Source organism: Maribacter luteocoastalis (assembly GCF_048890225.1).
Classification (GTDB): Bacteria; Bacteroidota; Bacteroidia; order Flavobacteriales; family Flavobacteriaceae; genus Maribacter; species Maribacter luteocoastalis.
On the sequence record NZ_JBMFZG010000005.1, the window covers coordinates 87,293 to 103,271 of the forward strand.

Genomic DNA, 15,979 nt, shown 5'->3' on the forward strand with positions numbered 1-15,979 from the left:
TAAATGCATGAAAATGACTGTACATTCTATCACAGAAATCTTAGAAGAATTAGCACCTTTGGAACATGCAGAGGAATTTGACAACGTAGGACTTTTAATTGGCAATCCTAAAATGACGGTAACTGGTATTTTAGTCACACTAGATACCCTTGAGAATGTTATGGATGAAGCCATTGAAACCAACTGTAATTTGATTGTTAGTTTTCACCCAATTATTTTTAGCGGACTGAAAAAAATAACCGGAAAAACATATGTCGAACGCGTGGTAATGAAGGCACTTTCCAATGACATTGCCATTTATAGTATGCACACCGCATTAGACAATAACCCTAAAGGTGTTAATGCCAAAATATGTGAGGTTTTAGGCATAGAAAATCCAAAAATTTTAATTCCCAAAAGTAAGTCCATAAAAAAATTAACCACCTATGTTCCAAAGTCAAGCGCACCCTTGGTACGCAATGCACTTTTTAAAGCAGGTGCCGGTGCAATAGGAAATTACAGCTATTGTAGTTTCAATGTAGATGGTAAAGGTAGTTTTAGACCTGATGTAGGAGCTAACCCAACTATTGGAAAATTAGGTGAAGTACATTTTGAAGATGAGACACAGTTAAACCTAACATTTGATCCCTTTCTTGAAAAGAAAATACTAAAAACCTTATTCAAAGTACACCCATATGAAGAGGTGGCATATGAGATTTTTCTTTTAGAAAATAAAAATCAAAATATTGGTCTTGGAATGGTTGGAGATCTCCCAGTTGCCATGGAAGAAAAACAGTTCCTTAGTCTATTAAAAAAACAAATGAACACAACGGTGGTCAGACATAGTGAATTATTAGGTAAACCTATTAAAAAAGTTGCCGTTTTAGGTGGTAGCGGGGCTTTTGCCATTGGTGCTGCCAAGGCTTCTGGTGCCGATATTTATATCACCGCCGACATAAAATATCATCAGTTTTATGAAGCAGAAAATCAAATCGTACTTGCGGATATTGGACACTTTGAAACTGAGCAGTTTACAAAAAACCTTTTAGTTGATTATCTTACGAAAAAAATTCCTAATTTTGCAATCCGTTTATCGGAAAGTATAACAAATCCTATCAAGTATTTTTAAGTATGGCAAAAAAAGAAGATTCGTCTGTAGAAGCAAAGTTAAGGGCATTATATGATTTGCAATTAATTGATTCTAGGGTAGATGAAATACGAAATGTTCGTGGTGAATTACCTTTAGAGGTTGAAGATTTAGAGGATGAAGTGCTTGGACTAAAGACGAGAATGGATAAGCTTAAAACCGATTTAGAGACCATTAATTTTGAAATTGGTGCCAAGAAAAATCTTATTGAGGAAGCTAAGGCCTTAATAAAAAAATATACTGAGCAACAAAAAAATGTTCGTAATAGCAGGGAGTTTAATTCTATTAGCAAGGAATTGGAGTTTCAAGAATTGGAAATTCAATTAGCTGAGAAAAACATTAAGGAGTTCAAGGCCCAAATAGAACAAAAGAAAGAAGTAATAGCCCAAACTAAAGAGCGTTTGACTGAGCGTGAATCTCACCTTAAGCACAAAAAAGGTGAACTTAATGCAATATTGGCCGAAACAGAAAAAGAAGAAAAGGCATTATTGGAAGAGTCTTTAAAATATCAAGATAAAATTGAAGATCGTTTGGTTAAGGCTTATGCTAGAATTAGAAACAATGTTAAAAATGGTTTAGCTGTTGTTCCTATTGAAAGAGGTGCTTCCGGTGGTTCTTTCTTTACTATTCCACCGCAGGTTCAGGTTGAGATAGCCTCTAGAAAAAAAATTATTACAGATGAGCATAGTGGAAGAATCTTGGTTGATCCAGTATTGGCCGATGAGGAATCTGAAAAAATGCAAAAAATGTTCGCTAAGTTTTAGTAGGACATCTAATAACACCGAAAAAGCCATCTAGTTTAGATGGCTTTTTTTTATATTCGATTCTATGAAATGTCTAATTCCTTGGTTTATTTTAATGATTCTAGTCCTTAGGACCAACTTTCTACAATCACAAGACATTAAATCTTACAAATGGAAAAACCGGATTATCATTCTCACAGATACTACAGCAGCACTATCCAATTCATTTAAAGAATTAAATCGTTTCTCACCTTATTCAAAAGAGTTACTAGAGAGGGACGTTATACTAATGCTATATCATAAAGGAAAATTATTCAACAGTAATAATACACTACTATATTCAGGTGTGAGCATTGCCATTGAACCAGGTTTTTGTGGGTCCATTTTAATTGGCAAAGACGGAGAAATCAAATTTAAAAGTGTGTATCCTACCGATCCAAAAAGTATTTTTGAACTTATAGATGGAATGCCCATGCGCAAGGCCGAAATGAAATCAAAACAATAATCCTGCTATTTCTGAGCCAATAATTCAAGTATTTTTTCTTCCACCTCTACACTGTCCCATTTTTCACTTATTTCTGGATCTGCCATAATTTTTCCCATAATCGCCTCTTGTGCATCACCTATGGCAAGCGCCTCAGTATAAGGTCTATCAGAGAAGGTCACCCTACTGTACGTTGGTATCCATTTATCCGGATATTTATTTGAGAAGTGCTTTTCTATTTTCTTTTGCAATAAAAACTTAGGGTCAGCGGTTTTACTGCTCATCTCAATAAAATTGCGATAACTTAATTCAGCAATAGCATCGGCATTAGGCTTTCTTTCTTTTTGGTATTCCTCAAATATAGTTTCCCAATCATCACCATACTTTTTAATGGTTTGGTCCAAAACATAGATATCCTCAAAACCGGCATTCATACCTTGTCCATAAAAAGGTACGATGGCATGTGCAGAATCACCTACTAACGCCACTTTATCCCAATAAGTCCAAGGATAACATTTCATAGTTACCAGTGCGCTTGTTGGATTCTTAAAAAAATCCTCGGTTAAATTCTCAATTTCGTCCTTAACATTTGGGAAATATCTAGTAAAAAATTGGGCGGCCTCCTCCTTTGTCTTAATTCTTTCAAAAGAAATGTCACCTTCAAAAGGCATAAAAAGGGTACATGTAAAACTACCATCCAAATTGGGCATGGCTATGAACATGAATTTTCCCCTTGGCCAAATATGAAATGAATATTTATCAAGTTTATGGGAACCATCGGAATTAGCAGGAATTGTCAATTCCTTATAACCTACATCAATAAAATCTTGTGAATAATCAAAACGACTACGCCTTTGCATTTTATGTCTTACCCTAGAAAAAGCACCATCACAACCAAAAACATGGTCATATCCATATTCTTTCCATTCACTTTTTTCACTTTCTCCAGTATAGATTTTAGCTTCAGGCAGATTAATATCCCATACTTTTTCTTCGAATTTAAAACGCACACCGGATTTCTCTGCCAAATCTATCATGCGTTTGTTTAAAACACCTCTAGAAATGGACCAAATAGCTTCCCCGTCTTTCCCATACTTTTGGTGGTATTCCGGCTCGCCAATTACATGCATTGCCCGTTTGTCCAATGGTATGCCAATTTTTTTAATCTCCTTCTCAATTCCTACTTCCCTCAAGGCATTCCATCCCCTATTACTCATCGCCAAGTTAATTGACCTACCCGAAAATTCGATATTCCTAATATCTGGCCTTCGATCAAAAACCGTAATATCATGCCCATAACGCTTTAAATATATAGCCAATAAGGATCCCACCAGTCCTGAACCAATTATGGCAATATTTTTTTTCTTATAATCCATATATTTAAAGCGTTATGCTAAAATTTATTTATTGTTAAAAATAGGCAATTACCATGTAAAATAGCACATACATTCCCATCTCAATCTAGTACCGATTTGTTGTAGTTTTAAATTTTTTTGTTTATTCTTTTTGTATTTTTGATGAACAAAATAAAAATGAATTGAAACATTTACATTCGGAACTCATAGCACAATTACCAAGTAGGTATAGGGCAAACCTTATCAATAGCTGTACGGGTTATAAGCCATGTACTCTTATAGCAACAAAATCCAACAATGGTATTTCCAATCTAGCCATTTTCAACTCTATAGTTCATATGGGTAGTGATCCGGCAATGTTAGGATTCATCCTAAGACCTTTAACCGTAAATCGGGATACCTACAAAAACTTGACACAATCTGGTTTCTTTACCGTAAATCAGGTTCATAAGGACATGATTTTTGATGCGCATCATACCGCTGCCAAGTATCCTGAACCTATATCTGAATTTGACAAAACCAATTTAACCGAATCTTTTCTGGATGAATTTCCTGTACCATATGTAAAGGAAAGTACAATCAAAATTGGCTGTAGATATTGTAATGATTATGAAATAAAAGAAAATGGCTGTCTTCTGGTTATTGGTGCAATTGAACACATTTATCTTCCTGAAGAAATTATCCAGAAAGATGGCTGGGTAAAACTAGACGATATAGATACAGTAGCCAACATAGGTCTTGATGGCTATGCCCTACCCCAATTAATTACGCGTTTTAGGTATGCTAAACCAGATGAACCTACCCAAAAGCTTAGGTAATGCCCGATAGAAAGGAAAACCTCCCCGCCAAACTTTGCAAAACTTGTGAAAGACCGTTTACCTGGCGTAAAAAATGGGAAAAAAATTGGGTGGAAGTAAAATATTGTAGTGAAAAGTGTAGACGAAATAAAACTGCATCACATTAACAATTTTAAAAGTATATGAACAATATCGTATGGTTTAGAAACGACCTAAGAGTAAAGGATAATACTTCACTTTATGAAGCAATGAAAGGGGAAAAAGTGATAGGTTTTTACTGTTTTGAATCAATCTATTTTGATAAAGATGGGTTTGGATTCAAGAGAACCGAAAAATTCAGGGCTAAATTTTTAATTGAAACAGTAGGTCAACTTAAGAAAGAACTCTCTAAATTAAACATCCCATTATACATATACTTTGGCAAATCTGATTATCACCTTCCAAAACTGATCAAGGAGTATAACATTGATACCATATTTTCACAAAAGGAATGGACATCTCATGAACAGATGATTTTGAATTCCGTAAAAAATAAAGTCCTCTCCACTTTAAAATTTGTTGAAACCTTCGACCAATTTTTATTTCATCCAAACGATATCGCTTATCAGGATTTCAAGTCAATTCCAGATATTTTTACCAATTTTAGAAAAAAATGTGAAAAAGAAATAAAGGTACGACTGCCTAAAGAGATTAAGCACATAATGTCCAAGGAGAATATGATATATAATCCTACCACTGTCCCAACGTTGAATAATTTAGGACTAGAACAGGTAAAGACAGACCCCCGTAGTGCATTTCCTTTTAAAGGTGGTGAATTGGAAGCATATAATAGAATGCAACACTATTTTTGGGAGTCACATAAATTGGCCTTTTACAAAAAAACCAGAAATGATCTTGTGGGTAAAGATTACAGCTCTAAATTATCGGCTTGGTTAGCCAATGGAAGTATTTCTCCACGAACTATATTTTGGGAAGTAAAACGATTTGAAAACTCAGTAACAAAAAACCAGGACACCTACTGGCTTATTTTTGAACTCATTTGGAGAGATTACTTCAAATATATATCGCTTAAACATGAAAACAACATCTTCAAAATAGGTGGTATACTTCATAAAAGCTATAATTGGAAAAACCTTAAAAATGTTAGAAACAATTGGATTACAGGAAAAACAAAAGAACCTTTTGTAAATGCCAATATGAAGGAATTGGCGCTAACAGGGTGGATGAGCAATCGTGGCAGACAGAATGTTGCCTGTTTTTGGTCAAAAGAACTACAGCAAGACTGGCGGATAGGTGCTGCGTACTTTGAAAGTATGTTAGTGGATTATGATGTTCATAGCAATTGGGGAAATTGGATGTATGCTAGCGGCGTTGGGAATGACCCTAGAGACCGTAAATTCAACATTAAAAGTCAGTCTGAACGTTATGACCCTACCCGGAAATTTCAAAATCTCTGGTTACAGAAAACCCTTTTTTAAGCAAAAATATTTGAATCTATTACCCATCCCCAAAGCATAAATAATATAAAATTGATGAAAAAACTCCGGCTTATTTTAGGTGATCAATTGAATCAGAAACACTCATGGTTTAATGAAGTAGACGAAAGTGTGACCTATCTAATGGCCGAAATGCGTCAAGAGACAGCCTATGTAACACATCACGTACAGAAAGTAGTTGCTTTTTTTATGGCGATGCGCAGTTTTAAAGATGATTTATCACAAAAAGGACATCAATTCATTTACCTCAAAATCAGCGACAAGGAAAACCCCCATGCTTTGAGCAAGATTATTGAAAAATATATGAAAAAGACGGCAGCGGATAGGTTTGAATATCAGTTGCCAGATGAATATCGATTAGACCAGCAATTGCAATGCATTTGTGATGAACTGCAAATAGAGTCCCAAGTAGTCGATACGGAACACTTCTTCACAGGCCGATATGAATTAAAAGAATTCTACAAAGGCAAAAAGCAAATGGTCATGGAAAGCTTTTACCGCATGATGCGTAAAAAACATAATATCATGATGGTTAATAATCAGCCCGAAGGTGGTAAGTGGAATTTTGACCAAAGTAATCGTAAAAAATGGAAGGGGGAACCAAGTATACCTCTTGAAAGAGGGTTTAGGAAAGACATTCAAAGCATACTTGGGGAATTAGAGGGAGTGAAGATCAAAACATTCGGAAACATTGAGCCTGAAGACTTCAATTGGCCCGTTACCAGAAGGGAATGTCTTTCTGTACTCAACTATTTTTGTAAAGAATTGCTGCCATATTTTGGTGATTATCAAGATGCGATGCATGAAAATCAAAAGTTTCTTTTTCACTCGCGTTTATCATTTGCCATGAACACCAAAATACTTTCTCCAAAGGAAGTTATTGAAAAAGTTCTAGACCAATATTATGAACATACGGATGAAATAAAAATCTCCCAAGTTGAAGGGTTTATTCGTCAAATTTTGGGTTGGCGAGAATTTATGAGAGGTATCTATTGGAAAGAAATGCCTCAATACAAACAATTGAATGGCTTAAATAACACGAACAAACTACCTGATTTCTTTTGGACTGGGGATACCAAAATGAATTGCTTAAAACACGCCATTGACCAAAGCTTGGATAGTGCCTATGCACACCATATTCAACGTTTAATGGTGATTGGTAATTTTGCGTTATTGACACAAATTAATCCCGATGAGGTGGACCAATGGTATCTAGGCGTTTACATTGACGCCATTGAATGGGTTGAAATCACCAATACCAGAGGAATGAGCCAATTTGCGGATAATGGCATCGTAGCAACCAAACCGTACGTAAGCAGTGCCAACTATATTAATAAAATGAGTAATTATTGCAGTAACTGCCAATACAGCCACATCAAAAAAACAGAAGATAATGCATGCCCCTTTAATGCACTATATTGGAACTTTCTTGATGAAAAAAAAGAATATTTTAAAAACAATCAACGAATGACGATGATGTTAAATCTTTTAAATAAAAAAGATAAAAATGAGATCCAGCAATTAAAGGAAAGAGCAAAAGATATTATTAAAAATCCTATGCAATATTAATTAGTTCCATACAAAATATAGATTTTTACCCACCACTAGCCAACTTAATTCCTATTTTTTTTAAGAGGCGGATATGCTTTTTTCAAGCATACAGTTTGTCTATGAGTCACAACAAATACAGGCCTTTTCACAACATATCTTTACAATCGTTATTAAACTGGCTTTTCTTTGTATTACAGGCAAATGACGATTTATAAAACACCAACCATATGAAATTTTAAGTAATGATTGTTATGAAATTATTTCACTTGATTAATTGAATTCTCAAAACAACCATTAAAAACTACTTAACAATAATACTATAACTAAAGGTAAACACACTAGTTAACACCTTGTAAAAAGAAATAGGTTTTGTTTTTAAGTAATCAAAATTTCGAAATAACAATATATGAAGAAAACTTTCTCTTCTTATAAAGTGCTACTAAAAACAATAGCAATTATGCTATTAACCTTAGGCACCATACAGTCTATTGAGGCACAAATCAATACAAACAAAATACGGGTAGACTTATCATCGTTAAGTTTTAAGGCATGTAACGATGCCAATAACGGACTTAGTACAGTTACCGTGCAGAGCAAGCAGACCACCACGACCGACTTTGAAATAGCCTTTGATTTACCAGATGGAGTTTACTACCAAGCGGGTTCAGGTACAATAACCTTTCAAACAGGTTCAGGTGATTTCAGTTTTTCAGAAGTGGATATCACGGACCTTAACCAACCTATATTTCGACTAGAGCGACCTGGAAATGTGGCATGGCAAATTAATGACCAGGTTACTTTTACCTACAAAAAAACGGCCGATTGTGATGCCGTGCAATTCTCATATGGAGGTGGTCTTTTTAAAGATGCCCATACCATTACCTTTAACGATAGTCAAGGTACGCAAACAGTAACCGACAATGACCCTAGTGTAAATTCCTATAACCTTTTTAGGGCCTTTTTGGCTGTGGACAACCTACCAGGAATGTCAGATTTTGTGGGTGGGGTACAAACTAGAAACGTGGTCATAAGAAACTCTGGTAACGGAAGTGTACAGAGCTTTGACCACCAAGTTGAAGTAAGTACATTTTTAAGAAATAATTACCAGTTATCATTCAATGGCAGCGTATTGACACCTACCAGTATTTCTGGAGGCACTTACAATTACACCATAGACTTAAATAATGCCCCTTTTGCTGGACAGGTTGGCGATGGGGATAACCTATTTGAAAACGAGACCATAACCTTGGTAGAGCGTCTATCCTTAGACCAATGTGCAGAGAACGAAAATACCCAACATAGTCCCAGGTGGGGCTGTACCGCAGGTACCTATTGTCAAATAGGTACGACTATTACTGGATTTTTCAACATAGAGCAGGAATATCCAAACTTGACGTTGGAAAGAATCAACTACCCCACCATTCCAAGATGGGATGCCCCTGTCACCTATACGAATAGAGTTGCTAACGATGCCGCGGCTCAAAATGCATATGATATCAACATAAATATAGGGTATGGTTGGTATGGTGAAAGATCTACGGAGGGTGCTAATTATCTTTGGGGAGACGACCGAACCAACCAAAGACAATTGGATAATTTTAGATTCGCTGGCGGTTCTTCCTTTACACCATCCAGATGGGTACATTCCGTTGAACCAACCACGGGTCTAGGTTCCTACTTTCTGGATTCAGATGTATTGACCTCCGACCCAGATGGTCCTGGTGGACTTGAAGATTTGGATGGTGATGGATTTTATGACGACTTGGCTCCTGGGGAAAGTACCGACGTACTTTTTGATATGACCATGCTACCGGATACTCCCATTTGTGATGAATGGAATAATTATTTCTTGCAAAATGAACAATTACGCATTGAGGTATGGTCGGTAAACACTTGCACAAAACCCACGGACACCAAAAGACAAGACCAAAATTCCAGTGAAGTATATGCGCCTGCACTTTTTAATTGGACTACCCCAGAAGACTATGACCAAGATGCCTCCCCCGGCGAAGTTTTCCATATTAATTTCACGGGAAGGCTTGATGGTATCTATGAAGAACCTACCTGTAACGGAACAGAAATGTTCACCAATGACCTGAGCACTCTATATAGGGTGGAAATGACCGTTCCAACAGGAGTAAGCTTAGACACCTCAGCAGATTCCCGTTACTCACAATCTGGTAATACCATCACCTTTTCAGAGACCAATTTAGCTGACTTTTTTCAAGATAGTTACTCATTACTCATTCCTATTGATTTTCCTTTGAACATTGACTGCGCCACTTATGTAGGACCAGAACTCATGAGCATCCCTTATACCACTCGTTATGAAAGCTCTTGCTTTAACAGGGACATACATTGCGGTAATTTTGAAATACAGACCCACTGTCCTGATGCATGTACAGGACCCACGACCACCTCTTTTGTAGCCAATAGGGCAACTTCCGGTTGGACGGATGATACGATGAGCACCAAGGTTTCCTTAGACCCTGCCGTTCATGCCACTAAGTATTATATGGCCAAGGATGAAATGGTGATTACTACTTCTGCAGTAATGATTAATGATGTAAAGGACAACTTGTTCCTAGAACTACATTATGTTACTGATGACAATGGGCTAAATATGTCTGATATTATTGCATATGAAAATGGTACCATAACCATTAACGATCTATCTTCTGGCATTCAAACAACAGCAATAACGGTAGCACCTACTATAAACACTTTTGGTGTAAATGATAACAGAATGACATTTGATCTTTCTAGTTATCGTTCCTTTATATCACCTACATACGAATATGGTGAGGGTTTTGAAAATGATGAAATAGAATTAGAACTTCATTTTAGGTTTAAAGATATTTTCCCAGAGCAAGGAAGGCTCTATGAGTTTTACAGTTTTTCGGGAGAGTTTTACAGTTTTGATGGCGGAGGCACCAAAACTAGTTGTGAAGTGTTTAATGACAGGGCATTCTATTTTGACAATCATGTTAAGGTTACGCCCAACAATGATAATTTTGTGACAGGTTGTGATAGAAGTTGGATTGAAGTTACTATTGATTCGTTTTCTGGTTTAGGCGATAAATTCCCAGATGAATTTAGACCACCTTTTCTTTTAGAATCTGCTAGCATAGAAATACCGCAAGGAATGATATTTGACAATGAGGCAAGTTCTTGGGGATTTCCATACGTACAACCAGAAAATGCTGATGCTGCTACATGGAACAATGGTTTAACCTACAGTGTATCAGGAAATATTGTTACCATAACCCCTACGGCTAAATTTAGAAATTTAGATCAAGGAGGTAATAATTATCCAAATATTAGTATTCCTGTTTATGCTACCAGTGCCACACCGGCAATGTCTAATTTTGCCATCTCTGCTACCTATGTAGATTTTGCCTATGCGGATGGTGCAGCTTCAATAACCGAGACAGATACACAGGTTTTCAATTATTACAATAAATCATTTACTATTGGTAGTCCCGAACCAGATGTTATTGGTAATTCAGAACTGGTAAGTTTTACCGTACATGTAAGTAATGGCGCCGTTCAAGAAATAAGTAATAACTGGTTACGGGTTGATCCTGGAACAGGGTACAATATTACTGGGGCATTTTTAGATAATGGTGGCATAGAATCACCTCTGAATGTTGTAGAAGAAGCCGGTATTTACTATATAGAATTTGGTGCTATGGAAGCATGGATAGATAATACCAAGATTATTAGGTTTGAGGGTACGTTAAACGATTGTAATCTACAAGAAATAAAGGCATCCCAAAACTATGACTGTACAAGTTACCCCAGTAGCTATACGGGTTTACCCTATTTTCATGAGCAAACATTTAGTTTACAACCTGTAAAAGCTGCAGTACAATTAGATATTTTAAGTCAACCTACTACAACGGTGGACACCTGTACCGATTATAATGTTGTACTGGAAGTCCGTAATGCCGGTGAGGGCGACTTTGTTAATCCCGTCTTAGAATTTGATGTTCCTGGCGATATTACTGGGCTTACCTTTACAGACCTGCAGATCGAGTACCCAAGAAATTCAGGTAATTCTGAAAGCATAACTCCAACAATCGCTGGCAATACCGTAACCATAGATCTTTTGCAACATACGATTATAAATGCTGAGAATGGAATTTCGGGTTCTTATGGTGCTGGTTCTTTGGATGAGCAAATTGCAATCATAAATATGACCTTGAACCCACAATGTAATTACCGGTCCAATACAGGTACGGAATACATTGTTACAGGTAATAACCCATGTGGCACACCAGCATTGGGAAGTGGTAGCCGTTTGGCCAGTGACCCAGTTATCATTACCGGTGCAGAGCCACCATACAGTACCAATAGTGTTGCTATAAGTTCTCCTAATTTAGCCGGTTGTGATATGGAAATTGTATCTGTTGAGACCTATATCGTTGACGGTACTACAGGAACCAATGATTTTACCAGAATAGCATTGCCGGCAGGACTCATTTATGAACCTGGTTCATTTGTATCTACAGGTACGGTTACAGCTACCTACGTAAATTCAGTTACCGTAGGGGATCATGAAGAAATTGAAATTGCCTTACCTTCTGGTGCAGGCACAACAGATTTAATTGCATATGATTTTGGTATACAAAGTACAGCAAATATCTGCGCAGGAACCTATACAATTGGCCTAAGTACTTACGTAACGGTCTCTGGGTTAACCTGTGGTGGGGTTTCCTGTGGCACAACAGAGATTGAAACAGGCACGGCCAATACACAATTGACCATTACCAAAGGTGTTTTAGGACAGTCATCATTTACCGCTACCGCAGAATATGCACAAGGTTCTCCAAATACGAACTATGCCATTGAAATTGGACTTGAAAACACAGGAACTGTTGATTTGACTTCCGGTATGACCTATGAAGTGTATTGTGCAGATGGTACAGGTACAAAAACAGGTAGTGCCATATACACAGGAAGCCTAAGTCAAGGAATACCAGCGGGTACAAGTATTCAAGAAGCGTTCACATTTGACTCTAGTACCTTTTGTGGTGCCAACAGTAATATTGTTGTTGAATTCGCTCCTGGCACGTCCAATTGTTTCTGCGATATTCTCTCTTTAGTCATTGCCAGCACTACTTCTCCGGCTTTTGGCGATGTTACTTTCGTAGATGATAATATAACGGTAAACGAAGCAAGTGGCACAGCTATAGTAGACGTTATTTTTAATGGTAATTTCCCTGGTGGTTTTACTGTGGATTATAGTACATTGGCCAATACCGCAATAGCTCCAGACGATTTTATCCTAACCAATAATACATTAAATTTTAGCGGAACAGATGGGGAAATACAACAAATTACGGTTCCCATCATTGATGATAATTTAATAGAACCCACAGAAAATTTCTTGGTGAATATTTTAAATCCATCTTCCGCCATAATCAACATACTAGACCCACAAGCTACTGTTAATATAACCGATAATGATGGCTCGGGACCTGGCGAGGGAATCTCAGTAGCAGACTTTACCGTGGACGAATCGGTGGGCACAGCGGACTTTGTGATCACCTATACAGGGCCAACGGTGGCATGGGCATTTACCGTGGACTTTAGCGTGACCGATGGTACCGCCGTAAATCCGGGAGACTACTCCGTGGCAACACTGGGAACCTCCGTCACGTTCCCCGCAGGTACCGCCAACGGCGATACGCAGGTCGTGACCGTAAACATTGTGGACGACAATATTATCGAAGGTCCCGAGGACCTGGACATCACCCTGTCCAACATATCCAATACGAGTATCAACATGGTCGATGCCAATGGCATCGGTACCATTACCGACAACGACGGAACCCCACTGGGAGAGGGTATCTCCGTGGCAGACTTTACCGTGGACGAATCGGTGGGTACGGCGGACTACGTGATCACCTATACAGGTCCTACGGTGGCAGGTTCTTTCACCGTTGACTTCGCAGTGACCGATGGTACCGCTGTGTATCCGGGGGACTACACCATGGCAACACCGGGTACTTCAGTGACCTTCCCCGCAGGTACCGCCAACGGCGATACACAAACGGTGACCATAAACATCGTGGACGACAACATTATCGAGAGTCCCGAGGACCTGAACATTACATTGTCCAACATATCCAATACAAGTATCAACATGGTCGATGCCAATGGCATCGGCACCATTACAGACAATGACGGTGGACCAGGTTTTGGAATTTCTGTGGCCGACTTTACAGTTGACGAAGCAGCTGGTACAGCCACATTTGATGTGACTCTCAATGCGGATGTCCAAGGTGGTTTTACAGTAGATTTCAATATTACGGATGGCTCTGCAATAGCACCTAACGATTACACTGTGGTATCCAATACGGGCACATTGATCTTTAATGGAACCAACGGAGAAGTCCGCTCTGTTACGGTTACCATTATTGACGATGCCATTATTGAAGTAACTGAGGCACTTGACATAGGTCTATCCAACATTTCAACAGGTCTTGTAAATAGTATTGATGGTAATGCAACCGGAAATATTACAGACAACGACAACGACCTTTCCATAGGTGTACAGTTTGATGTTAACAGCATTACCATTAACGAAGATGCAGGGACAATTTCACTGAATGTGGTACTTAATGGCAACGTACAGGATGAGTTTACGCTTGAATATCACACTATAGCCAATAGTGCTTCAAACGATTTGGACTATGTGAGAATTCCATCTGGCACACAATCATTGACCTTTGGCGGCACCAATGCAAACATACAGACCATAAACCTCATCATCATAGATGATATTGTCATTGAAAATACCGAGGATTTCAATGTATTGTTGAGCAATATCTCAACTACGACAGTAACTATTTTAGTCAATGACTCAGCTACAGTGAACATCTTGGATAATGATGGCAATGAACCATGGCCACAAAATATCACAGTAGAGGCTTGTGACCCAATACCGCCAGTCCAAGCTATAACATCTGCAAGTACATGTTCAATAACAACTAATTTAACCGAGACCATCGCGGGGGACAATGATAGTTGTCCAACGGAATATACCATAAACAGGACTTGGACCATAACGGATTGTGTAGGTAATGTTAGGACACATGAGCAGATAATTACTTTTGTAGATACTATTGCACCAATTTTTTCGGAAGCCTTACCACAAGATGCTACTGTTTCTTGTGATAGCGTTCCATTAGCTGAGGTACTTACAGCCATAGATTTTTGTGAAGGTAATGTTTTGGTCACTTTCAACGAGACCATTACCAACAATGAAAATTGTGCTACGGGCTATGAAGTGATAAGAACATGGACGGCGACTGATTGTGCCGGTAACACCACTACCCATACACAAACTATAACTGTCCCTCCTGCAGACCCTATTATGCAAAGTGTTTATGAAGAAGAAATGACGGTACTTTGCGGAGACCCCATACCAGCTGCACCAGAATTGACCTTTACAGGAGGTTGTGGCGGTTATACCGTGGTTTTTGATGAGACCAGAGAGGATGCAGTGGATTCAGATGATTATATAATCGTCCGCAGTTGGAACGTAACGGATTCTTGTGGAAACACAGCTACTTTTGAACAATTGATATTTGTTTTACAACACCAACTACAGGAAATCACAATAGATATTTGTATTGAGGATGAGCCTATAGACTTGGTGGACTATCTACCACAAGGATTTGATACCAACGGGACGTTTACCCCTGTAGGTTCAGATGTAGTTCTTAATGGCAGTATTTTCGACCCAATGCAGCACCAGGTAGAAACATACCAAATAGAATATAGTTCAATAGGAGGTGATTGTAAGTATTTTGTGGATTTCACTATTACGGTGAATAGGGACTGTATACCTTGTAATGTGGATGAATTCACCATTTCAAAAGCAGTAACTGCTAATGGTGATGGAATTAATGATTTATTTGAGATTAAAGGTGCTGAGTATTGCGACAATACCTTTAATGTTATGATCTTTAATAGATGGGGAAATAAAGTCTATGAAGCAGTGGATTATAAAAATAATTGGGGTGGATATTCTCCAAACAACGCTCTAGGCTCATCTGGTCATTTACCTACAGGAACTTACTATTATATAGTTAATGTAATTGGAGAAGACATCAAACAAATTAATGGTTATATCTATTTAGGAACTCCATAGTGATCAATAACAAGATACAGTGTCTAACAGATTCTTGGAACATTCAATTGAAAATCACAATTGACAATTATAACCGATTACAATAAAACTGACAAACATTAGTAAAAACAACTTTAACTCTCGAATACAAAGGACTAACCACCTTTTTCACTAACCTACAAATAAGTACAGTTAAACGATATATGGGATAAAAATCGATTTTTGATTGTGTTTAAACGTGTAAATTATTGAAAAAACAGTGGGGCATGGTAAATTTACGCCAG

The 15,979-nt window shown here is 37.8% G+C and carries 9 protein-coding genes; 8 read left to right on the forward strand and 1 reads right to left on the reverse strand.

Going from position 1 to position 15,979, the window contains the following annotated elements; translation table 11 throughout:
• The first annotated feature begins 13 nt into the window (after positions 1 to 13).
• From ACOCEA_RS11090 to ACOCEA_RS11100, 3 genes are all read left to right on the forward strand, one after another.
• Positions 14 to 1,108 carry a Nif3-like dinuclear metal center hexameric protein gene (locus tag ACOCEA_RS11090; RefSeq protein WP_420756312.1) on the forward strand — a complete coding sequence of 365 codons (1,095 nt, stop codon included), beginning with the start codon at positions 14 to 16 and terminating at the stop codon, positions 1,106 to 1,108.
• A 2-nt stretch (positions 1,109 to 1,110) separates the two neighbouring features.
• Positions 1,111 to 1,890 (forward strand): zinc ribbon domain-containing protein, encoded by a 780-nt coding sequence (locus ACOCEA_RS11095; protein WP_420756313.1) that lies wholly within the window; start codon positions 1,111 to 1,113, stop codon positions 1,888 to 1,890.
• A gap of 64 nt (positions 1,891 to 1,954) precedes the next feature.
• Positions 1,955 to 2,374, forward strand: a complete 420-nt coding sequence (locus tag ACOCEA_RS11100; RefSeq protein ID WP_420756314.1) for a DUF4174 domain-containing protein — start codon at positions 1,955 to 1,957, stop codon at positions 2,372 to 2,374.
• A 5-nt stretch (positions 2,375 to 2,379) separates the two neighbouring features.
• Here ACOCEA_RS11100 and ACOCEA_RS11105 read toward each other — a convergent pair whose 3' ends face one another.
• Positions 2,380 to 3,729 (reverse strand): FAD-dependent oxidoreductase, encoded by a 1,350-nt coding sequence (locus ACOCEA_RS11105; RefSeq protein WP_420756315.1) that lies wholly within the window; start codon positions 3,727 to 3,729, stop codon positions 2,380 to 2,382.
• Positions 3,730 to 3,890: 161 nt separating this feature from the next.
• Between ACOCEA_RS11105 and ACOCEA_RS11110 the strand changes: the two genes are divergently transcribed.
• The 5 genes from ACOCEA_RS11110 to ACOCEA_RS11130 all read left to right on the forward strand — a co-directional run bounded on the left by ACOCEA_RS11110 (position 3,891) and on the right by ACOCEA_RS11130 (position 15,716).
• Positions 3,891 to 4,526: a flavin reductase family protein gene (locus ACOCEA_RS11110; RefSeq protein ID WP_420756316.1), complete on the forward strand. Its 636-nt coding sequence runs from the start codon at positions 3,891 to 3,893 to the stop codon at positions 4,524 to 4,526.
• Positions 4,526 to 4,672, forward strand: coding sequence for a DUF2256 domain-containing protein (locus ACOCEA_RS11115; protein WP_420756317.1), 147 nt, complete (start codon positions 4,526 to 4,528; stop codon positions 4,670 to 4,672). Before ACOCEA_RS11110 ends, ACOCEA_RS11115 begins: the two co-directional genes overlap by 1 nt.
• A 15-nt stretch (positions 4,673 to 4,687) precedes the next feature.
• Complete coding sequence (locus ACOCEA_RS11120) at positions 4,688 to 5,983, forward strand: DASH family cryptochrome (protein WP_420756318.1); 1,296 nt, start codon at positions 4,688 to 4,690, stop codon at positions 5,981 to 5,983.
• Positions 5,984 to 6,037: 54 nt separating this feature from the next.
• Complete coding sequence (locus ACOCEA_RS11125; RefSeq protein ID WP_420756319.1) at positions 6,038 to 7,570, forward strand: cryptochrome/photolyase family protein; 1,533 nt, start codon at positions 6,038 to 6,040, stop codon at positions 7,568 to 7,570.
• A 388-nt stretch (positions 7,571 to 7,958) separates the two neighbouring features.
• Positions 7,959 to 15,716 carry a Calx-beta domain-containing protein gene (locus ACOCEA_RS11130; protein ID WP_420756320.1) on the forward strand — a complete coding sequence of 2,586 codons (7,758 nt, stop codon included), beginning with the start codon at positions 7,959 to 7,961 and terminating at the stop codon, positions 15,714 to 15,716.
• The last annotated feature ends 263 nt before the right edge of the window (positions 15,717 to 15,979 follow it).